At 69.9% G+C, this 21917-nt stretch carries 26 protein-coding genes; 16 read left to right on the forward strand and 10 right to left on the reverse strand.

The window, feature by feature from the left end:
• Positions 1 to 191 precede the first annotated feature (191 nt).
• Positions 192 to 611: an STAS domain-containing protein gene (locus ACBJ59_RS04720; RefSeq protein ID WP_375108937.1), complete on the forward strand. Its 420-nt coding sequence runs from the start codon at positions 192 to 194 to the stop codon at positions 609 to 611.
• Positions 612 to 728: 117 nt separating this feature from the next.
• On the opposite strand, the gene ACBJ59_RS04725 is transcribed toward ACBJ59_RS04720, so the two are convergent.
• Positions 729 to 1010 carry a MerR family transcriptional regulator gene (locus tag ACBJ59_RS04725; RefSeq protein WP_375109516.1) on the reverse strand — a complete coding sequence of 94 codons (282 nt, stop codon included), beginning with the start codon at positions 1008 to 1010 and terminating at the stop codon, positions 729 to 731.
• A 733-nt stretch (positions 1011 to 1743) separates the two neighbouring features.
• Here ACBJ59_RS04725 and ACBJ59_RS04730 point away from each other — a divergent pair.
• Both ACBJ59_RS04730 and ACBJ59_RS04735 read left to right on the forward strand, forming a co-directional pair.
• Complete coding sequence (locus tag ACBJ59_RS04730; RefSeq protein ID WP_375108938.1) at positions 1744 to 2172, forward strand: STAS domain-containing protein; 429 nt, start codon at positions 1744 to 1746, stop codon at positions 2170 to 2172.
• A gap of 348 nt (positions 2173 to 2520) precedes the next feature.
• A complete protein-coding gene (locus tag ACBJ59_RS04735; protein WP_375108939.1) occupies positions 2521 to 2868 on the forward strand; it encodes a hypothetical protein in 348 nt (115 codons plus the stop codon).
• Positions 2869 to 2899: 31 nt separating this feature from the next.
• Here the strand turns inward: ACBJ59_RS04735 and ACBJ59_RS04740 are convergent, their stop codons facing one another.
• Positions 2900 to 3490 carry an ANTAR domain-containing protein gene (locus tag ACBJ59_RS04740; protein WP_375108940.1) on the reverse strand — a complete coding sequence of 197 codons (591 nt, stop codon included), beginning with the start codon at positions 3488 to 3490 and terminating at the stop codon, positions 2900 to 2902.
• A gap of 218 nt (positions 3491 to 3708) precedes the next feature.
• Between ACBJ59_RS04740 and ACBJ59_RS04745 the strand changes: the two genes are divergently transcribed.
• The gene (locus tag ACBJ59_RS04745) at positions 3709 to 3915 is read left to right on the forward strand and encodes a hypothetical protein (RefSeq protein WP_375108941.1); all 207 of its coding nucleotides are present in this window, start codon (positions 3709 to 3711) and stop codon (positions 3913 to 3915) included.
• Here the strand turns inward: ACBJ59_RS04745 and ACBJ59_RS04750 are convergent.
• The 3 genes from ACBJ59_RS04750 to ACBJ59_RS04760 form a co-directional block, all read right to left on the reverse strand.
• Positions 3890 to 4093 carry a hypothetical protein gene (locus ACBJ59_RS04750; protein ID WP_375108942.1) on the reverse strand — a complete coding sequence of 68 codons (204 nt, stop codon included), beginning with the start codon at positions 4091 to 4093 and terminating at the stop codon, positions 3890 to 3892. The genes ACBJ59_RS04745 and ACBJ59_RS04750 overlap by 26 nt on opposite strands.
• A 77-nt stretch (positions 4094 to 4170) precedes the next feature.
• On the reverse strand, positions 4171 to 4338 hold the full coding sequence (locus ACBJ59_RS04755) for a hypothetical protein (protein ID WP_375108943.1): 168 nt from the start codon (positions 4336 to 4338) through the stop codon (positions 4171 to 4173).
• Positions 4339 to 4643: 305 nt separating this feature from the next.
• The gene (locus tag ACBJ59_RS04760) at positions 4644 to 5600 is read right to left on the reverse strand and encodes a tyrosine-type recombinase/integrase (protein ID WP_375108944.1); all 957 of its coding nucleotides are present in this window, start codon (positions 5598 to 5600) and stop codon (positions 4644 to 4646) included.
• Between the two features lie 155 nt (positions 5601 to 5755).
• Here ACBJ59_RS04760 and ACBJ59_RS04765 point away from each other — a divergent pair, with 155 nt between their 5' ends.
• From ACBJ59_RS04765 to ACBJ59_RS04795, 7 genes are all read left to right on the forward strand, one after another.
• Positions 5756 to 6358: a DUF5994 family protein gene (locus tag ACBJ59_RS04765; protein ID WP_375108945.1), complete on the forward strand. Its 603-nt coding sequence runs from the start codon at positions 5756 to 5758 to the stop codon at positions 6356 to 6358.
• A 125-nt stretch (positions 6359 to 6483) separates the two neighbouring features.
• Positions 6484 to 6825 carry an STAS domain-containing protein gene (locus tag ACBJ59_RS04770; protein ID WP_375108946.1) on the forward strand — a complete coding sequence of 114 codons (342 nt, stop codon included), beginning with the start codon at positions 6484 to 6486 and terminating at the stop codon, positions 6823 to 6825.
• Positions 6826 to 7021: 196 nt separating this feature from the next.
• Positions 7022 to 7822: a DUF4386 domain-containing protein gene (locus tag ACBJ59_RS04775; protein ID WP_375108947.1), complete on the forward strand. Its 801-nt coding sequence runs from the start codon at positions 7022 to 7024 to the stop codon at positions 7820 to 7822.
• Between the two features lie 63 nt (positions 7823 to 7885).
• Positions 7886 to 8623 (forward strand): DUF4386 domain-containing protein, encoded by a 738-nt coding sequence (locus ACBJ59_RS04780; protein ID WP_375108948.1) that lies wholly within the window; start codon positions 7886 to 7888, stop codon positions 8621 to 8623.
• Positions 8620 to 9267 carry a DUF4386 domain-containing protein gene (locus ACBJ59_RS04785; protein ID WP_375108949.1) on the forward strand — a complete coding sequence of 216 codons (648 nt, stop codon included), beginning with the start codon at positions 8620 to 8622 and terminating at the stop codon, positions 9265 to 9267. The genes ACBJ59_RS04780 and ACBJ59_RS04785 overlap by 4 nt, the downstream gene beginning before the upstream one ends.
• A 202-nt stretch (positions 9268 to 9469) precedes the next feature.
• Positions 9470 to 9721, forward strand: a complete 252-nt coding sequence (locus ACBJ59_RS04790; protein WP_375108950.1) for an NmrA family NAD(P)-binding protein — start codon at positions 9470 to 9472, stop codon at positions 9719 to 9721.
• Positions 9722 to 9723: 2 nt separating this feature from the next.
• Positions 9724 to 10206 (forward strand): hypothetical protein, encoded by a 483-nt coding sequence (locus tag ACBJ59_RS04795; protein WP_375108951.1) that lies wholly within the window; start codon positions 9724 to 9726, stop codon positions 10204 to 10206.
• A gap of 259 nt (positions 10207 to 10465) precedes the next feature.
• Here the strand turns inward: ACBJ59_RS04795 and ACBJ59_RS04800 are convergent, their stop codons facing one another.
• Positions 10466 to 10834 (reverse strand): DUF6401 family natural product biosynthesis protein, encoded by a 369-nt coding sequence (locus tag ACBJ59_RS04800; protein ID WP_375108952.1) that lies wholly within the window; start codon positions 10832 to 10834, stop codon positions 10466 to 10468.
• Positions 10835 to 11101: 267 nt separating this feature from the next.
• Between ACBJ59_RS04800 and ACBJ59_RS04805 the strand changes: the two genes are divergently transcribed.
• From ACBJ59_RS04805 to ACBJ59_RS04815, 3 genes are all read left to right on the forward strand, one after another.
• Positions 11102 to 12487: a serine/threonine-protein kinase gene (locus ACBJ59_RS04805; protein WP_375108953.1), complete on the forward strand. Its 1386-nt coding sequence runs from the start codon at positions 11102 to 11104 to the stop codon at positions 12485 to 12487.
• Positions 12488 to 12722: 235 nt separating this feature from the next.
• Positions 12723 to 13910, forward strand: a complete 1188-nt coding sequence (locus ACBJ59_RS04810; protein ID WP_375108954.1) for a serine/threonine-protein kinase — start codon at positions 12723 to 12725, stop codon at positions 13908 to 13910.
• A 253-nt stretch (positions 13911 to 14163) separates the two neighbouring features.
• Positions 14164 to 14793: an ATP-binding protein gene (locus ACBJ59_RS04815; protein WP_375108955.1), complete on the forward strand. Its 630-nt coding sequence runs from the start codon at positions 14164 to 14166 to the stop codon at positions 14791 to 14793.
• A 385-nt stretch (positions 14794 to 15178) separates the two neighbouring features.
• On the opposite strand, the gene ACBJ59_RS04820 is transcribed toward ACBJ59_RS04815, so the two are convergent.
• The 4 genes from ACBJ59_RS04820 to ACBJ59_RS04835 form a co-directional block, all read right to left on the reverse strand.
• Positions 15179 to 15379 carry a CHAP domain-containing protein gene (locus ACBJ59_RS04820; RefSeq protein ID WP_375108956.1) on the reverse strand — a complete coding sequence of 67 codons (201 nt, stop codon included), beginning with the start codon at positions 15377 to 15379 and terminating at the stop codon, positions 15179 to 15181.
• A 136-nt stretch (positions 15380 to 15515) separates the two neighbouring features.
• On the reverse strand, positions 15516 to 16838 hold the full coding sequence (locus tag ACBJ59_RS04825; protein ID WP_375108957.1) for an FAD-dependent oxidoreductase: 1323 nt from the start codon (positions 16836 to 16838) through the stop codon (positions 15516 to 15518).
• Positions 16839 to 16851: 13 nt separating this feature from the next.
• Complete coding sequence (locus ACBJ59_RS04830; protein ID WP_375108958.1) at positions 16852 to 19872, reverse strand: amino acid adenylation domain-containing protein; 3021 nt, start codon at positions 19870 to 19872, stop codon at positions 16852 to 16854.
• Between the two features lie 20 nt (positions 19873 to 19892).
• Positions 19893 to 20549: a hypothetical protein gene (locus ACBJ59_RS04835; protein ID WP_375108959.1), complete on the reverse strand. Its 657-nt coding sequence runs from the start codon at positions 20547 to 20549 to the stop codon at positions 19893 to 19895.
• A 173-nt stretch (positions 20550 to 20722) separates the two neighbouring features.
• Here ACBJ59_RS04835 and ACBJ59_RS04840 point away from each other — a divergent pair, with 173 nt between their 5' ends.
• Both ACBJ59_RS04840 and ACBJ59_RS04845 read left to right on the forward strand, forming a co-directional pair.
• Positions 20723 to 21268, forward strand: a complete 546-nt coding sequence (locus tag ACBJ59_RS04840; RefSeq protein ID WP_375108960.1) for an EF-hand domain-containing protein — start codon at positions 20723 to 20725, stop codon at positions 21266 to 21268.
• A gap of 44 nt (positions 21269 to 21312) precedes the next feature.
• Positions 21313 to 21897 (forward strand): EF-hand domain-containing protein, encoded by a 585-nt coding sequence (locus ACBJ59_RS04845; protein ID WP_375108961.1) that lies wholly within the window; start codon positions 21313 to 21315, stop codon positions 21895 to 21897.
• Positions 21898 to 21917: the final 20 nt, after the last annotated feature.

The raw sequence follows: 21917 nt of genomic DNA on the forward strand, positions 1-21917 counted from the left end.
TGATGGTCAGGTCCCCCCGAACGTTGAGCCACCGTCTGGCCGCCCGACGGGCCCGGGCGAGGTCTCACGTGCAGTGAAGCTCCGTCAATGTCGGCGCCAGTATTGCCGTGATCGCGGTGTTTCGGCCAGCTATCAGGGCAGCTTGGAGGTGCCCGCTGCTGGGTGAGGACCTCAGGGATGATCGTCTATGAATGTCGATGACGACGGTGCCGCCGAGCGGTTCACCGCGTCGATCGGGCCGAACGGCGACGTCATCGTCGCGCGCGGCCGGTGAACTCGATGATGCCTCCGCCGCTGTGCTGCACCGGCAGGTGAAAGACATCTGGGAGACGACACCGGTGGCCGGGCTGGTGGTGGATCTCAGCGGGGTGACGTTCTGCGGCTCCGCCAGCGTCGGCGTGCTGATGCTGCTGCTGCGCCAAGGCCGGGACCAGCGCAGCAGCCTGGTGTTGTCGCGCATCCAGGCCCGGTTGGAGCGCATCTTGACGATCACCGGCCTGCGGGCCCTGTTCCAGGTGGAGTCGTCGGTGCAGGAGGCCATCCAGGTCCTGCAGGCATCGCCCCGCTCAGCAGCCCCGCCGCAGACAACCGGCGAAGCTGAGGTGCCGTAGGAACCCGCCCCCTGGGCCGCTCCGCGGTCGGGTGGCGGGCGGAACAGCTGTTGGCGGGATGCGGTGTGGCCTGGTCAGCGCGGTCGGAGACCAGGCCGCAGGATACGAGGCCGGCCGCTAGCTTCCGGTCGGGCGCTCGCGCCCGCGCTCGCGCTGCTCGTATTGGGCGTTGATGCGCAGCGCCTCGGCGAGCTGGTCTTCCAGGATGATGATCCGGCAGGCGGCTTCCACCGGGGTGCCCTGATCGACGAGTTCCCGGGCACGTGCGGCCAGGCGCAGCTGGTAGCGGGAGTAGCGGCGATGCCCGCCGCCGGAGCGTTTCGGCTCGATCAGATGGGCGGCGCCCAGAGCCCGCAGGAACGTCGGGGTCACACCGAGCATCTCGGCGGCCGCGCCCATGCTGTAGGCGGGGTAGTCCTCATCGTCGAACCGGTCATCGGCCGTGGGTCCGGCCGTTGTTTCCGTAATCCTGTCGTGGGCGAGCGTGTCACCCTCGGCAGCCGAGCGACGTTGATCCATACATTCCTTTCCCGTCAACGCGTACAGGGGGCCCCGGCGCCTGTTGCGCCGGGGCCCCGAAGAGTTCAACACCATCTACCGGCCACCTGGCCGGCTTACTGTTTACCGCATCCGCCGTACGGAACGGCGATGATGCGCGGATCGCGGATGCGTGACCGTAGACCACCTTCCTATCTGTGGAACTGCGGTACCCGAGCGGCGAAACTTCAGCCGGCAACGGGCGATCCCGATGGCGTCAACACTCCCTTCATCTTTCTCTTCCGGACCACTTGCCAACTTCACCTTCGGCAGCGCGTCCACGATCAGGACCCCTAACTACTGCGCTGGCCCGTCACGTCCGACCTTCTGCCGTCAACCTCTGACTTCATCTTGCTGCGGGCAGTTCGTCGTGATGCCAGGAACTACTTTCGCTGCCCGGAGGATCCGTTTCTTGCGATGTCAGAAACCATACTGCCCACACTCGCGAATGTCTACCATCGCCAATACACATTTTCAGCTCCGGGCGCGGCAGCCTTCCGGCCCGCGCCCCACCTGCGCAGACGCGCGACAGGGCATGAGCGCCGCGATACGGGGGAAAGGGCAGGTCACGCGAGGGCGGGAGAGGTGAGACGCGGTGAACGACACCGAGCACGGCTACAACCTGAACCTCACGATCAGCGACCACGGCCACTGCACGGCCCTGACCGTCTCCGGCACACTCGATCGGGTCAGCACCCCGGTGATGACCGCCTACGTCGACGCGGTGTGGACCAGGACACCCGGACCACGCCTGATCCTCGACCTCGGCCAGGTCCGCCGGTGCGACTACCACGCGGTCGCGGTGTTCGCGCACGCGCTGCACCGCCGCTCCACCTGCCTGGACGCCACGATCGTCCTGGTCGGCGTCACCGGCCGGCTGCAGCGCATCCTGCGCCGCACCCGGCTGCTGGAGCGCTTCGACCACGCCGCCACCCGGGCCGAGGCATGCACCGCCCTGCAACCCCGGCTGGCGGACAGCATCGGTACGGCTCCCGAGCGGCGGCATCTGTCATCGTGGCGATGACAGATGCGTCGTCATCTCGATGACGCACCCGGCGAACCTGAAGGGGACGTGGCATGCGGCCCGCCTACGACCTGACCGCCCCGTACGACGCCCGCCACTCCCTGAGCGAAGAGAGTCCGAACACGCACTTCGTGCCCTCCGGGAACGCCACGCACGACGCAGGAAGATCACCAATGTCCACAACTGACCAGCCCGTACTGCTCTGCCCCCAGTCCCCGGCCCTCCGGCGATGAGGCCCTGGCCGCGCTGACCCTGCTGGCCGATCTGCGTGACTGGCTGACCGACGTCGAGCCTGACCTGATCGCCGCCGCTCGCTACGCCGGCGTCATCTGGGAGGCGCTGGCACCCGTGCTGCGGGTCGGCGATCGCCGCGCCGCCCAGCGCCGCGGCGCCCACCTCCTGCAGGCCGCCCGCGACCGCGCGGCCGGCACCCAGGACGGCGAGGACGTCCCCGCAGACGTCCAGGACATCCGGCAAGACGTCCTGGACGGCCTGGCTGTCCTGGGGCCCGCGGGGCGGGACTGGGACGACAGTGACCTGCGCCTGTGGCGGGAGGACGGGGAGTGGAGCCTGCAGGGCCCGGACGGCGTGATCGAGGTGGACGGGTTCGGCTTCCTCAGCACGATCGCCGCGCGGCCGTGCGCGGTGCCCAGGCCGCCGCGTAGCGTCGGGTCGGCGGACGCCGGCTCAAACTGACAGCCGTATCCCCTCCCGGGAACCCGACCTGTCATGCCGGTCGGTCGCGGGAGAATCGCAGGGTGTGAGCCAGTACCTGGCCGGCGACCTGCGATAGTGGCTCGTTGCCGGCGAAGGCGTAGGCGCGCAGCCGCAGCAGTGCTTGATCAGGTGAGCAGCCGAGTTGAACGGCGACGACGCCGCTGGCCTGGTGGATGTGCGCGGTCAGCGTCAGCGCGTCGAACGGCAGCACAGCGCCGTCGCCGTAGCCGTCGTAGGTCAAGAGACCGAGCAGCAGCGTAAGAGCTGCATCCGTAAACAGCTGCGCCCGCCGCTGTTCGGCCGGGCCCAAGGTTCGCGGACCGACTGGGCATAACACCAGCACCCCGACGGCAACCGAGTCGGCCGGCGAACCGGCCACCAGCGAACCGGCCACCAGCGAGCCGGTCAGCATCGGGAAGGCGAAGACTGCCCGCACCCGGGCCACGTGGGGCATCGCGGTCAGCAACGGCCAGCGCGCCTGCTGATCCGCCTGCCGCAGATCAGCCGTCAGCACCGGCAGGCGTGTCCCGGCCGCCTCGGTGCACGGCCCATCGCCGCTGGTCAATTCGGCCTCCAGCAGCTGTTGGGCCAGTTCACCCATCGCGCACAGGGGCTCGAGTCAGCGACCGAGATTACCGAGGAGCACCGACAGACCCACGCCGCCCACCCGGACCGAGATCGCGCACGCTGTACACACGTCCTGGGCCGCCATGGGTGCGTGCCGTCGCCGGGCGGCTTCTACGATGAGCGCCCAGACCGGCAGCATTCCCTCGTCGACCATTCGACCGGACCGCCTGCCTGTGGCTCGAAGCACACCTGATGTCGGGCTACGCCTGTTACCCGGCGGCCGCCTGCCGGCTTCCAGGGACCCTCAGTCTGGCGCTCGGCGCGCAGCTGTCGCCCTCCCTGACCGCGCACATCAGCCGGTTCGGCCTGTACGCCACCGACGTGCTGCGACTGCGCCCCGACGACTTCGACCCCGACCTGCCCGAGATCGACTTCACCACCCTGGCCGAGGCGGCGTAGCACTCCGCCTTGCGGGCTGGAAGGGTTCGATCTCGATGGTCTTGTCGATCGGTGTGGGGCGACGCCAGACAAGGTGTCGGTAGCGGCTGATATGCCCGGAGGACGGAGCGCTGGGCAGGCTGGTGAGGATCTCGTCGGCCTCGGCTATGTTGCGGGCGAACCGGTCGAACTTGGTCACGGTGAAGACGCTGTCGTCCCATGCGGCGGCGAGGGACCTGGCTGGCTGTGCCCGTGCCGCACGACACCGAATGCCGATCACTTCGACACCGCCCGAGATCCGGGGCGGGGCGTGTCGACGAGTTTCGGCAGCCCCGCCGCCGCCCGGGCCAGCACGAACCCGGCCAGCACATCGGTCTCCAGCGCCTCCAGGTCCTCGACGCTGGCCGGGGCCACGCGAAGATCCTTCACCACAGCCAGCGCCAAGTCCGGCCTCCTCGTCTTCGCCATCTGTGCAAGACGAACAACGAGGACGATAGACCTTCAGAATCTCTGAAGTCTCATCAATCTCGAAAGGATCAGGGATCCCAGAAGGTAAGCCGCAGGTCCTGCGGCAATGGCTGCCATGCTGAACTGCTCAACGAACTCTGGGGTTATTTCACATCAGCACGTGTGTGGCTGAGCGGCCCCACCGGTCGGACTTCCAGAACTTCAGCGTGTCGCCGGAGTGCAGCGCGGCCCGGACGTGATAAACGCCGAATTCCGTTCCAACGCACAGGAGCCTGGGGTGGTCAATGGTCGGTGATGAGGGCGTCCAGCGCGGCGGCCTTGTCGGCTTCGGTGGGCAGGGCGTAGCGGCGAGTGGTGTCCAGCGAGCCGTGGCCGAGGAGTTCGGCGACCAGGATGGGGTCTTTGCCGTCGCGGATGAGCTGGGTGGCGAAGGTGTGGCGCAGGACGTGTGGGCTGAAGGGTTCGGTGGGGTCGTCATTGAGGCCGATGGCGTCGCCGAGGCCGGTGATGATGTCGCGGGCGGCGCGGTCGCTGAGGCGGCCGCCGCGGTGGTTGAGGAACACCGCGGTGCTGTCGGCGCCCTTCCAGTCGGCGCGGGCCTGCAGCCAGTCGGTGAGGGCTTGGCGCAGGTCTGCGTGGATGGGTAGCAGGCGGATCTTGCCGCCGTAGCGGCCTTTGCCGTGGATGCGCAGTTCGCCCTTGCCGGCTGAGAGGCGGACGTCGGCCAGGTCGAGGCCGACGACTTCGGAGATGCACAGGCCGGCGTAGTAGGGCAGCAGGGCCAGAGCCTTGTCGCGGGGGCCGGCGGTGAGCTGGACGTGGCGGATGTAGCGGCGGGTCCGCCGCTCGCCGAGGGCGCGGGGTGCGGTGCGGCGGGCGTCGCGTTCACGCCGGGCCTGGGGTTTGCCGAGGCCGCGGCGGGCGTAGAAGTCGTCGATGGCCGACAGGTAGGTGTCGATGGTGTTGGGGGCGCGGCGGCCGTTTTTCAGGTGGCGGCGGAAGTCGCGTACCGCGCCGGTGGCGGCGATGGGGTCGGCGAGCGGGTCGCCGTCCGTTGCGCCGGCGTCGGCCTGGTTGGCGAGCCAGGCCAGGTAGCCGCGCAGCCTGGAGCGGTACTTGGTCTTGCTGGAGTCGGCCAGCGGCGAGCGCTCCAATGCGCTGGCGTAGTCGGTGAGGATCGCCGCGTACGGGCCGGGGAGCGCGACGGTTCGCGACCGGCTGGTGTTTCCGGAAGTCACTCCTGCAGTGTACTTCCGGAATTGCCCAATTCCGGAAGTCGTGGGGTAGTGTGGAAATACCGAGGACTTTTCGAGCGTCGGCATTCAGGTCTGCGTCGCCCCCGGCGAACCACCACCGGCCCCCTTCGCAAGGTGCCCGGATCGGTCAGGCGAGCATGACGCCGACACTTCTTACCCAGCCCGCACCGCTCAGCCCGGTCTCAACCGCGATCCCCCCGGTTGATTTCGTGCTACGGCTCACGCTCCACCCGGTGCTGGATCGCCGGGCCGTGGTGGACGGGGCCTGGTGGCCCCGCTCCCGTGACGCGGCCGCCGAGCTGCCCTCTCTCATCGCCGCCGTCGACCAGCGGCTGGGCCGTACCACGCTGCGGATAGGCGTGCACCAGGACGCCTGGCAGCGCATCCCACGCCGCATCCCGGCACGTGGCCGGCAGGTCCGCGTCGGCTGGTTCCGCCACGCCGACCCGCGCGTGATCACCTTCATCTTCGCCGCCGGCGAACCGATCGTCTTGCTGGTCATCCCGCCCGGCACCGCGGCCGAGGCGGCCGAGGCCACGCTCAAGCTCACCGCCCAGGACACCGCCGGCCTGACCACCGCCGGCATCCTCACCCTGGCGAGCCTGCCACCCGATCCGGCATTTCGCCCCACCTTCTGTGCGGGGCCCGCCGACAGCCCGGCCTGCTGGGAGAACGAGGGCGGATCGGTCGTCGCGCAGGAGGCGGCCGCCTCAGGCAACCCAACCTCAGCACCGGCGTGAAATCACCCACGTGCCGCCTGCCGGGCGGATCGAGCGGTTCAGGTACCGCCCGTTCTGGCGGCGGGCCGATCTCCGGCCGGCAGGCATCTCACCGCATTTCAGCTTCTCCAGTGAGGGAACCGTCCATGACCGTCCTCGACGCCGCCCCGCTCGGCGAAGCGACGGCCTCGACCTCGGCCTTGGCCTCGGCACCGACTCTCGTGCACCTGTCCGGGGACATCGACATCTTCACCACAGCGCGGCTGCGGCAACGCCTGATCAACACTCTCGGCCACAGCACCGGCCTACTCGTCCTGGACCTGTCTCAGGTCACCTTCTGCGATGTCGGCGGGCTGGGCGTGCTGATCGGCATGCAAGGCCGTGCCCGGGCACGGGGCATCACGCTGGCCCTGACCGGCCTTCCGCCGCGCGTGGCCCGGCTGCTGCACCTCACCGGCCTGGACCGCCGTTTCTCGATGGTGGTGTGATCCAGCAGGTCAGCAAGTCCGGCGACGCCGGCGGGTCCCCCAGCGGCCGGTCCCATGCCCGGGTCGCTGCCCCGCGGGGTGAGCAAAATCGCCTGGCTGCCGTCACCGCCTCCGGACGTGCTGAACCCGCCACAAGAACGCCTCGATTCCCGGTCGGCCGTCTGGCTGACCGGCCGGCCACGAAAGGGACATCGACATGGCGATCAAGATGCACATCTTGGCGACCGAACGAGGCCCGATGGACGCGATGAGGAAGACCGCGCTCGTCGCGGGAGCGCTCTACCTGGTCACCATCGTCACCTCGATCCCCGCGCTCGTCCTCTACAGCCCGGTGCTGAACGACCCGAACTACATCGTCGGGCCCGGCCCGGACACCGGCGTGCTCTGGGGCGGCTTCCTGGAAATGATCTGCGCCTTCGCCTGCATCGGCACCGCAGTCGTGCTGTATCCGGTGGTCAAACGGCACAACGAGGCCGCCGCGCTCGGCTTCGTCGCCGCTCGCGTCCTGGAAGCCGCCATCATCGTCGCCGGCATCATCAGCCTCCTGGCCATCGTCACCCTCCGGCAGGCCGCCACCGCCGGAGCCGACCCGGACTCGCTCGTCACCACCGGCAACGCGCTCGTCGCGATCCACAACTGGACGTTCCTGCTCGGGCCCGGCTTCATCCCGGCCGTGAACGCCTTGTTGCTGGGCTACCTGCTGTACCGGACCCGGCTCGTGCCACGGGTCATTCCCGCGCTGGGCCTCATCGGAGCGCCCCTGCTCCTCCTGTCCGCGACCGCCGTGCTGTTCGGCCTCTACCCCCAGGTCTCGGTGCTGTCCGCCATGTCGGCCGTTCCGATATTCCTGTGGGAAGGATCGCTCGGCCTCTGGCTGGTCGTCAAGGGATTCAAGCCCTCCCCCCTCACCGCCGCAACGGTCACACCAGGCGCGCTGACCCGCAAACCACCGCCAGGACGACGCCCCGGCATGCGCTGGGACGGGCCGTCCGGATAGCCGAGACCCCTTGACCGCCTCGCCCGAGGTTGTGCTCCAAGATCCTGACGAGCAGGGAGAGCCGTGAAGACCATCTTTCACCCCACATCCGCGCCGGGCGTGAGCCACACCGGCTGGTCGATGCGCACGGCCAGCCTGATCGCGGGCATCGCCCTGCTGCTGATGACCGTCCTGGCCGTCTTCGCCAACTTCGTCGCCATCGACGCTCTCATCACGCCGGGGGACGCGGCCCAGACGGCCCGAGACATCACCGGATCCGAAACGCTGTTCCGCTGGGGCGTCGCCGCCTTCGTCCTGGTGGCCGTCCTCGACGTCGTCGTGGCCGGCGCGCTGCTCACCCTGTTCGAGCCCGTGCATCGAAGCCTTTCGGCGATGGCCGCGTGGTTCAGAATCGCCTACGCGGCCGTTCTGCTGGCGGCGGCCGCCCAGCTCGTGATCGCGCTCGATCTGCTCGACGACCCCGCACAGGTCCTCCGCGCGACGGAAGCGTTCACCACGATCTGGCATATCGGCCTCGTCTTCTTCTCCGTCCACCTGCTGCTGATCGGCCATCTGGCGTATCGGTCCGGATTCATGCCGCGTGTGATCGGCATCCTGCTGGTGATCGCCGGGCTCGGATACCTCTCCGACGGGCTCGGCCTGGTGCTGGTCCCGGGCTATTCGCTCGACATCGCGCTGTTCACCTTCGCCGGTGAAGTAGTGCTGATCTTCTGGCTGTTCATCAGCGGCCGCCGGCTGACCACGAGGCCAGAGGTGGGCGAGCATGCCGAACTTCCCCTAGAAAGGACGGCCCAGTCATGACACCCCGGACAATCGCGGTCACGGTAGGAGCCCTGTTCATCTTCCAGATGGTCTCCGCCATGATCGGCACCACCCTCACCCAGGCCTTCATCGACGGCAACCCCGACAAAACAGCGCTGACGACCGGCGTCGCGCTCATGATCTGCTCAGGCCTGGCCGTGGTGGCCATCGGCCTGCTCATGTACCGAATCCTGAAGGGCTTCAACCAGAAACTGGCCCTGTGGTATCCCGTCATGCGGGTCATCGAGTTCGCGGTCTCCGTCACCTGCAGCATCTACCTGCTCACGCAGCTGCATGCCGTCCCCAACACGATGTTGTGGGTGTACATCCCCACGGCCATCGGCGGCCTGGTGTTCACCTACCTGCTGTTCGCCTCCCGCATCGTCCCGCAGCCGATCGCGGCCCTCGGGCTCATCGGCTACGCCCTGCTGCTGCTGGGAGTGCCGCTGGACCTGCTCGGCGTCCTGGACATGGACGCGGGAGCCGGCATGCTCCTGCTGGCGCCGGGCGGGTTGTTCGAAGTCCTGGTCCTGCCCATCTGGCTGTTCGCCAAGGGCTTCACCCTGCCTCAGCCGTCTCAACCGGCGCGGGCCAACGCCATCCGAGGAGAGCAGACCCCTTCAAGAACAGGTCCGTCGGCCTGACGAGCCGACCACGAAATGCCACCGACATGGCGATCAACGGCGAACCCACGCGGCGCAGCGAGACCGGCAAGGCCACAGCCAGATTCGGGGTGAAGGCAGCTCCCTCGACGAGACGCTCGCCGAAACCCTCAACGCCTGCCGCAACGCCACCGCCCCGGCTGCCGGCCGCGGCGATTCACGAGACAAGACGGGAAGCAAAGACATGGAAACAGGACAAGACCAAGGCGCCAGTGGCCCTGCCCGGCAGAAGGTCTGCATCGTCGGGGCTTCGGGGAAGCTCGGGCAGTACATGGTGCAGCACGCACTGGACCGCGGTTACGAGGTGGCCGGCGTCTGCCGGGAGACAAGCGTGCCCAAACTCGACCGGTTCCAGGGACGCATCACCCTCCACCCCGGCGCGACCGACGATCGCGACGTCATCAAAGAGCCGTCGACGGCTGCGATGCCGTGCTAACCGTGCTGGTCCCGCGCGGGGTCCACGGGTACGCGGCGGGAACCGCCCAGGCGGTGCTCGACCACGCCCAGCACGGGGCACGTCTGGTGTTCTCCTGCGGCTGGCACATCACGCTCGACGGCCGGGATGTGTACTCGTGGAAGATCAAGGCACTGGTCAGAGTCGCCGGCCCGCTCGCGCGGCTGGTTCGCTTCGCCGACCTCGACGACCAGGTGGAAGCCTGCCGGCGGGTGTTCGCCAGCGGCACACGATGGACCGTCGTTCGCGGCAGTGATCTGGAGGAAGGCGACAGCCAGGGCCTGCCCGTATGGAGCCGGCACGTCGGCGACCCCACCCTCCAGAGCAACCGCACCCGCCGCATCGACTTCGCCTTGTTCATGGTCGAGGCCATCCACAACGACGAACTCGTCCATCAGGCACCGGCGATCGTCGGCCGCCAGACCCTCTCAGCACTCGCCCACGCCTCCGCCACCCCGGGGCCGTGATTGATCCCTTTCACACCACGCCGCCCAGGCTAGCGGCGGAGCGGTAGGCGCAGGCCGCCGCCGGCGACCCGGATCCCGATGATGAGGCCCAGGGCGACGTCGACATGGGGGCGGAGCGGTTCAACGGGCCGGGAATCGCCATCACGCCCATGCCCACCTATATGCTCCCGGACCGCCCTCCCCAGCCCTGAACGCAGGCGTCGCCACCAACCTGTGATGGGCTGCTGGTGCGGTCGGCGGCTGGGATCGATCATGTCCATCACCTCGCCGAGCGGGGAGCGTCTCCCTGGGCGGGCAGCTGCAGCAGGCCGCCGTCGAAGGCCAGGTGGAACATGGCGCCTAGGCGTACGGCCGCGAAGTCGGGGTCGACCGCGGCGGGCGTCGAAGCGTCTGGCCGGACTGCGGCCTCGAGCAGGCCGGCCAGGACGGCGTGGGAGTGGCCCAGCAGGTAGTAGGTTAGGGCCGTCTTGTCGGTGAGCAGCTTGGCCATCCGCGGCCCCGCGTTCTTCAGGTCCTCCCGTATCTCCGCGGCGAGGTCGGTGACCGCCGTACTGAAGGCCGCATCGACTGCCGCGCGCGCGTAGATGTCCTGCCCGTACTGCTGGTACAGCACCTGCACGGCGAACATCTCCAGCGGCCCGTGCGACGTTTCGTTCCGTGAAGACCCGTCGCCGCCTCGCCACCACTTTCGTAGCCAAGATCCTATTTTGCTCATCCCTGCATGATGCGCGCACCGTGCGGAGCATGGCAAGCACGCCGTGTAAAGGGTGCGGGTCAAGCCGCCAGTCAACGCGCCGCTGGCGTTCCAGGGTTTGACACGCGTGTGAGGCTCGTCGTTACCAAGCCGGTGTCGTGGCGTGGCATGCCCGAAAGGTGATCGGGTAAGCCTGGCGGCATGTCGGTTGCGCGCTGCGAGGGATGGTTACTGGCCGGACGTTACCGGTTGCTGGCCGAGCTTGGCCGGGGCGGCACGGGACGGGTCTGGCGGGCGCACGATGAGCTGCTGGACCGTCGGGTCGCGGTCAAGGAGATCGCCCTGCCCCCGCGGCTGGGGCCTGAGCGCGAGGACCTGCTCAGGCGCACGATGCGCGAGGCGCGGCTGGCCGCCCGGCTGAGTCACCCGCACATCGCCGCCGTCCATGACGTGGTGGTGGCCGACGAGCGGCCGTGGATTGTGCTGCAGCTGGTGCCCGCTCGCAGCCTGGCCGAGGTGATCGCCGAGCAGGGGCCGCTGCCCGCGCCCGAGGCCGCCCGCATCGGGCTGCAGGTGCTGCAGGCGTTGTGCGCCGCGCACGCCGACGGCATCGTGCACCGCGACGTCAAGCCCGCCAACATCCTGATCCTGCGCACCGGCCAGGAGCCACACCCCGGCCGCCCGCACGCCCTGCTGACCGACTTCGGGCTGGCCACCACCTTGGATGGGCAGGCACACCTGACCCAGAGCGGCATGGTGGTCGGCACGCCCGCCTACATCGCCCCCGAGCGCCTGCGCGGCGACCCGGCCACCGCGCGGGCGGATCTGTGGTCGCTGGGCGCCACCTTGTACACGGCGGTCGAGGGCCGTGACCCCTTCCCGCACAGCAGCGCGCTGGCCGCCCTGGCCGCGGTGCTCACCGCCGACCCGGCCCCCTACCAGCGGGCCGGGCCGCTGGCTGCGGTCCTCACCGGGCTGCTGCAGAAGGACCCGGCACGTCGTACCGGCGCCAAGACCGCCCGCCGGCAGCTGGCGCGCGTCCTCGTGTTGCACGAGCGGCGGCCGCGACAGGCCGCTCTCGCGCTCGCCGGCCTGGCCCGCACCGATGATCGCCTGCCCGCCGCTTCCGGCACCACCGGTGCGCTGCGCCCGCCCGGCCGCCGGGCGGTCTTGGCGCCGGTACCAGGTGCCGGGCCGAATCGGGGGCCGATCATGATTCCGCGCTGGCGGCAGGCGGCCGCCCTGGCGGCTTTGATCGTCAGTGTGCTGGGCACGACTTCCTGGCCCGACGGCGGTGGCGACCTCGCCGGTCCCCGGGCGCATCGTCCTCAGACCGATCTCACCCCCGTCCTGCCGACGCCCGGCTCTACCGCACTGATGCACACCTATCCGGTCACGCACGAGCGTGCCTCCGGCGGCCGCCCCTCCCCGGCCGGCAGCCCAGCTCTGCCGCCCGCTTCCGGCCCCGAGCAGGCAGATCAACCGGGCAAGCAGACCGGGAGGACCACCGCCAAGCCAGGCCGGGGCAGAGGCGTCGGCCCTGGGCCGGCCGCGCGGGGCAAGGCCCACGGACGCGCGCACCGCTGAACGGCAGGGGGCGCTTGCTCCGACGGCAGGGGCTCGTGCTCCGGTCGGCACGACGTCCGTGACAGACCGCTCGACCGTCACCGCGACCGTTACCGCGACCTGGCCGGCCACCTGCTGAAGACAGCGCCGAGTGCCGCGGCCGCTCGCTCTATCCTCGGGGTCGTGGCGGCCGCTGTGGCCGATTGGCCCCGCGCGGGGGCGCATGGGCAGGCGTTGATCGGGTAGGGCGCGCGCTATGTCCGATGCGGAGGGATATCGGGGTTGGTTGCTGACCGGCCGCTATCGACTGCAGGCCGAGCTTGGCCGGGGCGGCATGGGCAGGGTCTGGCGCGGCCACGATGAGCTGCTGGATCGGCCGGTCGCGGTCAAGGAGGTCACCTTGGACCAGCGGCCGCAGCCCGAACGCGAGGCGCTGCTGCGCCGCACGCTGAGCGAGGCCCGCCTGGCCGCCCAGCTGTCCCATCCGCACATCGCCACCGTCTACGACGTGGTCGTGGCCGACGAACGGCCATGGATCGTGCTGCAGCTGGTTCGTGCCCCCACCCTGGCCGACGTGCTGGCCGAGCGGGGACCGCTGCCGCCCGCCGCGGTGGCCAAGATCGGCCTGCAGGTGCTGGAGGCGCTGCAGGAGGCGCACGCCGCCGGCATCGTGCACCGCGACGTCAAGCCCGCCAACATCCTGCTGGACGGCGACCATGCGGTACTGACCGATTTCGGCCTGGCCACCAGCCTGCAGCAACCGGGCCTCACTCAGACGGGCCTCACCCAGACGGGCATCGTGGTCGGCACTCCCGCCTACATTTCCCCCGAACGCGCCCGCGGCGCGGCGCCGAGCCCGCCCGGCGACCTGTGGTCGCTGGGCGTCACGCTGTACACCGCGATCGAGGGCCACTGCCCCTTCGAGCAAGGCAGTCCCCTGGCCACCCTCAGCGCCGTCCTCACCGCCGAACCGGCCCCGTTCCACCTCGCCGGCCCGCTGGCGCCCCTCCTCACCGGCCTGCTGGACAAGGACCCCGACCGCCGCACCAGCATCGACGACGCTCGCCGGCACCTGCACCGCATCAGCACCCGGTCCCTCGATCAGATGCCGGTCACCGGCGCCATGGCGGCGGCGCCCGCGCCGGTGGCGGCCGGGCCCGCCCGGTCACCGTCGCCATGCCACCCCGTCGGCTTCAATCCCGCGGGGAACCTCACGTCGTCTCCCGGCCGCGAGGCTCACTCCCGGAGGCGGCTGGCCGCTGTTCCGGCCGGGCGTCGGCGGTGGACCACGCGCCTGCGGCCGGCAGCGGCGGTGACCGTCTTGGCCGCCGCCATGCTGGTGGCCACCTCCTGGCACAGCCAGCCTGCCGGCGCGCCCGCCGCCATCCCCACCCCCCCCCCACACCCACGCCCACCCCCACCACTACGGCCCCGCCGCCATTGACCGCCCTCTTGCAGGCGCGACCCGCGGCCATCAGCCGCGGCACGCCGGCCAGCCGGCACCAAGCCGGACCACCCGCCCGCACCGCCGCGGCGGAATCCGTGCCGCCGGGCCAAACCAAGAAGATCACCAGCGAGAAGGGCAAGGCCAAACACGGGCACAAGCTTCGCTCGCCGGGCAAGGGCGGCGGTAAAGGGCGTTAGTGATCAGGGTGCGGGTGCGGTTCGCGGGAGGGTTTCGGGGGCCTGAGAGCGGCATGGAAATCCTGGTGCCGCCGGCTCTGGCGCTGGTCACGTCGTTTCGTCGGCTTGCCGCACGTCCCTGGCCCGATAGGTGTGTCGAAGGGCCGGCAGGGCAGTACAGGGCCGGGTTTGTTCCCCTTTGGGCTGCTTGGCTTTCGCGGAAGGTGGCGATCGGCGTGGGCTCGGGTTTGCGGCTCGAATGGCTGATCACTGAGGATCTCGCCTCGCTGCGTGAGTGCGTGCGAGCCTTCGGCACGGCTACGCGCCTGACCGACGAGCGGCTGGCCGATCTGGTGGTCGCCGCCAGCGAGGCCGCCACCCATGTGCTGCAGTACGGCGGGGAAGGCGGTGGCAGCACGCTGATCGCGTGGTGCGACGCCGAGGGGGTGAGCCTGGAGGTGGTGGATGCCGTCGGCGTGTTGACCACGCGTCACCTCAACGCAGCCCCGGACCCGATCACCTGGCGCGGTGTCGGGCTCTGGCTGATGCGCCGGCTGTGCGATCAAATCAGTCTCGACGACGGTGACGGCACGACCCGGTTGCACCTGCGCATGCAGTACCGGGGACGGCACGGCGACCGCGGCCCTGCCGACGCGACGGGAACGGATCTCTCTGGTGCGCCCTGCGGCAAGGTCCTTCCTTGACGCCAGCCGTACATCGCACGGCTACCATCGCACGACGGTGAACGCGCCGACGCCCACTTCGACGGGTTCGAGAAGGGAGCCGTCCCGGCCGGCGGCCAGTGTGAGCATGCCCGCCGTTTGGCACGACCGTTCCCCCGTGGCGCCGCCACTGCCGCCGGAGCAGCATTCCTCGCCATCGGCATCGCCTCACCTGCTTAAGCGGATGTCACCATCCAGGGGTGCATGACCTGGGGCGGGCACTTCAATTCCAATGACGGTGGACAGACCCTCTACTGTGAGGGCGGGATATACAGCCACCAGCCCATCCGCCGGTAAGGGGTCGGTGCGGGTTTCATGCGCAGCTCGTTGTTCTCCATGGGACCTCGCTTCTGAGGGCCACGGCGGGTCAGGCCCAGTAGCCGTAGCCGACGATGCTGCTCGACCGGGGAACGCGGGCCACCTTGTTGCCGTGGTTGCCCTCGATGGTCACGATCGTGCCGTTGGCGTTGACCTTCTCGACGATGCCGACGTGATCGATGCCGGAGCGGCTCTTGCCGCCCGACCAGTCGTAGAAGACCAGGGCCCGACCTTGGGCTCGGTGCCCCACTTTCCCCTGGCGGTGTAGGAGTTGGCGCAGTCGGCCGTCCAAGCCTCTGTGCCGGTCTTGGAGCGCACGCCGGCCTCCTCGGTGGGTGGGGTTACGTGGTCAATAGCCCGCCCGGGGTTGCCGCAGTGAAGCGGTTTCACCTCGCCAAAGGGTGGGCCATGCCACGCGTGGAGTTCATCTGCGCGGTTACTTGGGCGGGCCCGAGGAGCCTTTGGAGGCGTGGGCTGTCGGGGGCCAGCGTGGAGCAGGTGCTGGCTGCGCTGGTCAGTGCGGCTTCCTGGCTTTCGACGCCGGTGAGGTAGTGGCCGGCGAAGTAGATTCCGGCGGTTCCGTGGGCTTGGGTGAGGGTGCGGCGGGCTCGTACGGCTGCCGGGGTGAGGCGGAGTTGCCGGAAGGCGTGCTGGGCCAGGATGCGGAGGGGTGGCTCGCGGTGGGTGATCCAGCTTTTGAACAGGTCAGTGCCGTGGATGGGGCCGTACCAGGTGCTTGTCTCGGCCCAGTGGTCGTGGACGGTGATGGTGTTGGTGGACCAGTGGTGGCGTTCGGCCGGCATGTAGGCCGGGTCGGCATGGACGGCGATGGTGACGCCCATGTAGTCGAAGGCGCGCAGGGCGGTGCGTACGGTGTCGAGGCCGTTGACGGGCGCGAGGATGGCGGCGGCGAGGTCGGGCGGCGTGGCCAGGACGACCTGGTCGGCGTGGTGGGTCTCGCCACGGGTGTCGGTGAGCCGCAGTCGTCCGTCGTCGTCCTTGTGGATCGTGCGGATGCCGATACCCAGGCGTACGGCGGTGTGACGCAGGTCCCGGGCGAGCGCGTCGCAGACTTCGTTCAGCCCGTGTCTGAGGTTGTGCCAGACCGGGGCGTGCTCCGGGCCGTCCGGCGGCACCAGCAGGAGGAAGGCGACCGCCGCACGCGCGGACATCTCCCGGACCTGTGCGGTGTCGCAGCCGACGAACGAGGCGAGCCAGGGATAGAGGAGTTCGTCCTTGTGCGAGCGGGGGACCGGCAGCGGCTCGACGAGTTCCGCCAGGGGTTGTTCCCAGGAGATGTCCTGGTCCTGCCATTCGGCGGCGCGGGCGACGAGGGTGCCCACCGATTCCCATGCGTCACCGAGCACGGCGGTGCGCGGCCAGCCGGGCTCGGGAGAGTGCGGGGTGACCAGCGACGGCGTCTGCCGGGCGGCGGACGTGATCGTGGTGGACAGCGGTACCGGGACCGTCCGCCTGGGGCTGAGGTCCAGGATCTCCAACAGGCGGGTGAGCAGGGGGTAGCCGCCGAGCGCGAGGTGCTGGGCGCCGAGGTCCACTGTGACCGGGCCGTCGTCGGTGGGGAGGGTGACGGTGTGGATGTTGCCGCCGAGGCGGGGTTCGGTTTCGAAGAGGGTGATCCGGTGGTCGGGGTCGAGGAGCCAGGCGGTGCTGAGCCCGGCCATGCCCGCTCCGACGACGGCGATGTGCATGATGCTCCCGGGGTCAGTGCCGCGCGGTTGTCAGGGGCGCGGGAGGTCGCAGGAATCCGGTACGGGTGAAGGCGTCGAGGTAGAGGTCGATGAGGTCGTCGTTGACGGGTGGGCAGTGCAGTCCTGCGCCGGCGATGGCGGCCTCGAAGTTGGTGCGGTCGAAGGTGGGGAAGGTGTCGGCGAAGTACATCTCCTTGACCGAGATGTCGGTGGCGGTGGCTGCTTCGACGAACAGCGGCAGGTAGGGGGCAATCGGCTCGCCGGGATCGGCGCAGGTGAGTTCGGACATCCGGTGGACCCACCGGTCGTAGGGGAGTTCGGTGATGGCGTAGCCGCGGGCGCGCAGCCGTTCGGCCAGCAGGGGCAGCAGGGCGGGGCGCGGGTTGGTGATGTGGTGGACGCGGCCGTCGGCGCTGCCGCGCAGGACGATGTGGGTGAGGGCGTCGGCGGTGAAGTCGACCGGCACGAAGTCCAGCGGCCAGCCGATGTCGGGGGCCAGGCCGGTGTGGGCGATGGTGCGGAACAGGGCGCACATCAGGGTGTCGGTGTTCCACAGGCCGGTGTCGCGGGTGCCGGTGATCTCGTACGGGCGGTGCACGGCCACCGGCAGACCCTGCTCGCCGGCCTGCCGGACCAGTTGCTCGGCGACCCATTTGGTCTCGGGGTAGCCGAGGGAGAGGCGTTCGACGTGAGCCAGCGGGGTGTCCTCGGTGACGTGACGCACGCCGGCGGTGCCGAAGCCGGCGATGACCGCCATCGAGGAGACGTAGTGGAGGGTCTTTAGCCTGCCGGTGACGGCCAGCGCGATCACCTCGCGGGTGCCTTCGACGTTGGCGGCGCGCAGGGCCTGGTAGGGGTAGGCGAAGTTGACGTGGCTGCCGTTGTGCACGATCGTGTCCACGTCCTCGGCGAGCCGGTCGAACTCCTTGCCCAGGCCCAGCCGCGGGCGCGCCAGATCACCGGGGATCGGGCGGACCCGGCCCGCCACCGCCTGCCAGTCCAGGCCGTACCGGCTCATCCTGGCCCGCAGCCGGCGGGTGGCCGCACCTGCGTCGGCGGCGCGCACCAGGCAGTGGACCCGCTTGACGCCGACGCGGACCAGCCGGTCGACGAGGAAGACGCCCAGGAAACCGCTGCCTCCGGTCAGCAGGACCTCGCGCGGCGGACGGCCGGCGGCTCGCGGCGTCAGGTCCAGCGGGCCCAGCCGCGCGTCGGCCGTGAAGCGGGGGCGCGCGGGGCCGTCCTCGCTGCCGGGCAGGCCCGCTGCGGTGCGGGCGAAGTTCGCCAGGGTCGGGTTGGACAGCAGGCCGGCGATGAGCCGGCGGCCGTGGCGAGGGTCGAGGTTCAGGCGTCGCAGCAGGGCGGCGGCCACCTGAGTGGCCTGCAGGGACTGGCCGCCGATGGCGAAGAAGTCGTCGTCGCGGCCGATGGCGTCCACGCCCAGGATGTCGCTCCAGACGGCCGCTACGGTGCGTTCGACCGCTCCGCGCGGGGGCCGGCCTGCCGGGGTCGCCGCGGGGGTGGGCAGAGCGTTGTGGTCGATCTTGCCGCTGGCGTTGAGCGGGAACCGGTCCACCACGCCGATCCTGGCGGGGATCATGAAGAACGGCAGGTGGTCGCCCAGGTGCCGGCGCAGCAGCCCGGGCAATTCGCGGCGGCCGTCCTGGTGCTCGGCGATGACCCAGGCGGCCAGACTCCGCTCGCCGGGGCGGGGCTCGTCGAGCGCGACGGCCACGTCCCGGACCAGCGGGTGAGCGGCGATGGCGGCCTCGATCTCGCGTAGCTCGACCCGGTATCCCCGCAGCTTGACCTGGCGGTCGCGGCGGCCGAGAAACTCCAGGACCCCGTCCGGCCGCCGGCGCGCCATGTCGCCGGTGCGGTAGAGCCGGGCTGCGGCGTCATCGGAGAATGGGTCGGGGACGAAACGGGCGCTGGTGAGCTCTGGATCGCCGTGGTAGCCGAGTGCCACGCCGTCGCCGCCGACGTACAGTTCCCCTTCCTCGCCGGGGTCGGCGAGGCTGAGATCGGCGCGCAGCACGTACGCGGTGGAGTTGGCGATCGGGCGGCCGATGGGCACGCTCCGCGCGTCAGGGGCCAGGTGCTCCACGGGGTGCGCGGTGGAGATCATCGAGTTCTCGGTCGGCCCGTAGGCGTTGATGAACAACCCCGGCCGGCCGCGGTCGAGCATGGCGCGAACCGCGGCCGGATGCAGCACGTCGCCGCCGGCCACCAGGCAGCGCAGGGACGCGAACAGGTGCGGGTGAGTACTCACGTGCTGGTGGAACAGCCCTGCGGTCAGCCACATCACCGTCGCGCCCTCATCCACGATGAGGCGCTCCAGGTCGGGGGCCGACAGCAGGGTCTCCTTGGCGGGCAGCACGAGCCGGGCGCCGTTGAGCAGCGCGCCGAAGGTCTCCCAGTAGGACATGTCGAAGGTCGGATTGGCGGTGGCCAGCACCACGTCATCGGGGACGATCTGCAGGTAGTCGGTGCCGCAGACGACACGGATCGGACCTCGGTGCGCAAGGGCCACCCCCTTGGGCGTGCCGGTCGTGCCAGAGGTGTAGAGCACGCAGGCCCGATCGCCGGGCCCCACCGGCGGCTCCGGAACCGGGACGGTGCCGGCCGGTATGTCCTCCGCCGCCAGGCCCCAGCGGTCACCGATACGCGGAAGCACATGCCGCCGGGTCAGCACCGGCCGCACGTCCGCCTGCTCCAGCACCGTGTGCAGCCGGGCATCGGGATAGTCGGGGTCGAGCGGGACGTAGGCGGCGCCGGTCAGCAGCACGCCGAACACGGCGGCGACCGTCTCGGCCGACCGCTCCATGACGATCGCCACCAGGTCGCCCGGACCGACCCGGCCGGCGCGCAGCGCCTGCGCGATCCCGGCGGCACGTTCGGACAACTCCTGGTAGGTCCAGGTGTGGCGATCCGAGCGGATCGCCACTGCCGCGGGCCGTTCGCGGGCCTGCCGCAGGAAGAGGGCGGGGATCGACTGCACGGGGTACGGGCGGCGCGTTACGTTCCAGGACAACACGGCAGGAACCTCTTTGATCATGAGGAGTGCACGGACGCCGACTGCCAGAACAGGTCCAGATAACCGAGGACCAAACCGGCCTCCCGCTCCGCACGCTGCGGGCATTCCCCCTCGGCGGCACCCTGCCGGGCGACCGCGAGGGCGGTGTCGAGCAGGTCCGGCGGAGCCACCTCGTAGGAGGCGAGGTAGGAGGTGACTTCCGGCGGGACGTCGGGCAGGTTCCGCAGCGCGGCGGCCAGTCGGCCACAGGAACCGCACCAGGCCAGGAGGTTGGTGTAGAGCGCGAGCGCCGCACCCGACAGTGACGCCCGCATCGCCAGCCAGCACAGGTAGCCGCTGAAGGCGTGCGCGCCGGCCGCGTGCACGTCGGTCTCCGGCACGTGGCCGGACTCCCCCAAAGCGCGCTCGGCCCGCAGCAACGCCGGACGGGTGGCGTTCACCACCGAAGCCAGGCTCAGGAAGAAGCCGACGGCCGGGTCGCGCGGGAATCGTCCCACCAGGGTGGCGAACGCGGCGATCTCGTTGTCCTGGACGGCGCGTTCCCCGGCCAGGAGTCGCCGGACATGACCGATTCCGAGATGGCCAGAGGCGGCCAGGGACGCCAAGGGATTGCGTGGTGCGGCCTGCTCTGCCGCGCGACCGCGCAGTGACGAGACGATCTCGTCCACGGTCACGCCACAAGCGCTTCGCACCAGGTCATGCCGCACCGACGACCTCCGTACCGTGCAACGTCGAACTTGTGACTCTCCGTAAGCTAAGCCTTGATCGATGTAACGTAAAGTAGTTCTATGGTAACGGTGAGTCAAGATTCATGCGCGAAGCAAGGGAGCGGAGGAACAACATGACGGTGAGCGGTGCAGACAGCGACGTCATCAACGCCAAGTGCGACAAGTTCTTCGCCGTGTTCGACGTCAACGGCAACGGCTACATCGAGCGGCAGGACATCGACCTGCTGAAGGCCAACGTCCTCAAGGCCGGCTCCGTGCCCCCGGAGTCGGCCAAGGCGCAGACGTTCAACCACGAGTACGACGTGCTCTGGCGGGCGCTCGTCGAAGCCGTCGACAAGGATGGCGACGGCCGTCTCTCGCGCGAGGAGTTCCGCCAGGCGCTCGGCGGCCTGCACGCCGCGGGCATGCGAGACGCCCTGTATCGAGCCGCGGCCGCGGTCCACGTCGCCGTGGACACCGACGACGACGGCGTCTTCCGTGTCGAGGACCTCGTCCACCTCTACACCACCTGCGGCGTACCGCTCGACATCGCCCAATCGGTCGCCGCCGGCATGGACCGCAACGGAGACGGCACCATCACCACCGCCGAGTACGCCACCGCCTGGACCGAATACTTCACCCTCGACAACGACCTGGACAGCCGCACCTACGGCCCCGTCCTCTGAACTCGCGCGCCCCCGATCCCCGCCAGTGACAGGAGAACGTCCCCATGACGATCGACTCCCAGGAAACCGGCCACACCCTGCAAAGGCACAAGGCCGTCAAGCGCTTCCAGCTCATGGACGTCGACCAGGACGGCCACATCACCCGCGCCGACTACGAGAACCTCATCCAGCGACTCCTGGACGCCTACCCGGCACAGCAGGGCACACCCGCCGCCGACCGGCTCCGCCAGTCCTACCTGAAGCTGTGGCGGGCCCTCGCCTACTCCAGCGACGCCGACGGGGACGGGAAGGTGACCCAGGAGGAGTTCGTCAACGCGGTTATCTCCGGCCTGGTCAACCGCAGCGGCGGTTTCGACCGCGCCATCAAGCCCGTCGCCCAGGCCGTCCTGGAGCTCGCCGACTCCGATGGCACCCAGACACTCTCGCTGCCCGAGTTCACCAAGCTCTTCGAGACTTTCGGCGTGTCCGCCGAAGAGGCCGGCCAGTCATTCAAGGCGCTCGACGTCAACGGCGACGGTCAGCTCACCAGCGAGGAGATCATCGCCGCCAACCATGCCTTCTACCTGAGCGATTCCCCAGCGGACCCCGCCAACCTGCTGTTCGGTCGCTACAGTGCTGAGCCGACATAGGCCACGCGTCTTCTCCCTCG

The organism is Nonomuraea sp. MTCD27, assembly GCF_041950495.1.
Classification (GTDB): Bacteria; Actinomycetota; Actinomycetes; order Streptosporangiales; family Streptosporangiaceae; genus Nonomuraea.

Coding starts and splice junctions, on each gene's coding strand:
- ACBJ59_RS04785 (WP_375108949.1), top strand. CDS start 8,620: ATGACACCCCGGACAATCGCGGTCACGGTAGGAGCCCTGTTCATCTTC.
- ACBJ59_RS04805 (WP_375108953.1), top strand. CDS start 11,102: ATGTCGGTTGCGCGCTGCGAGGGATGGTTACTGGCCGGACGTTACCGG.
- ACBJ59_RS04725 (WP_375109516.1), bottom strand. CDS start 1,010: ATGGGCGCGGCCGCCGAGATGCTCGGTGTGACCCCGACGTTCCTGCGG.
- ACBJ59_RS04815 (WP_375108955.1), top strand. CDS start 14,164: ATGGAAATCCTGGTGCCGCCGGCTCTGGCGCTGGTCACGTCGTTTCGT.
- ACBJ59_RS04770 (WP_375108946.1), top strand. CDS start 6,484: ATGACCGTCCTCGACGCCGCCCCGCTCGGCGAAGCGACGGCCTCGACC.
- ACBJ59_RS04745 (WP_375108941.1), top strand. CDS start 3,709: ATGTCGGGCTACGCCTGTTACCCGGCGGCCGCCTGCCGGCTTCCAGGG.
- ACBJ59_RS04810 (WP_375108954.1), top strand. CDS start 12,723: ATGTCCGATGCGGAGGGATATCGGGGTTGGTTGCTGACCGGCCGCTAT.
- ACBJ59_RS04800 (WP_375108952.1), bottom strand. CDS start 10,834: ATGTTCGCCGTGCAGGTGCTGTACCAGCAGTACGGGCAGGACATCTAC.
- ACBJ59_RS04790 (WP_375108950.1), top strand. CDS start 9,470: ATGGAAACAGGACAAGACCAAGGCGCCAGTGGCCCTGCCCGGCAGAAG.
- ACBJ59_RS04825 (WP_375108957.1), bottom strand. CDS start 16,838: ATGCACATCGCCGTCGTCGGAGCGGGCATGGCCGGGCTCAGCACCGCC.
- ACBJ59_RS04765 (WP_375108945.1), top strand. CDS start 5,756: ATGACGCCGACACTTCTTACCCAGCCCGCACCGCTCAGCCCGGTCTCA.
- ACBJ59_RS04720 (WP_375108937.1), top strand. CDS start 192: ATGTCGATGACGACGGTGCCGCCGAGCGGTTCACCGCGTCGATCGGGC.
- ACBJ59_RS04845 (WP_375108961.1), top strand. CDS start 21,313: ATGACGATCGACTCCCAGGAAACCGGCCACACCCTGCAAAGGCACAAG.
- ACBJ59_RS04775 (WP_375108947.1), top strand. CDS start 7,022: ATGGCGATCAAGATGCACATCTTGGCGACCGAACGAGGCCCGATGGAC.
- ACBJ59_RS04740 (WP_375108940.1), bottom strand. CDS start 3,490: ATGGGTGAACTGGCCCAACAGCTGCTGGAGGCCGAATTGACCAGCGGC.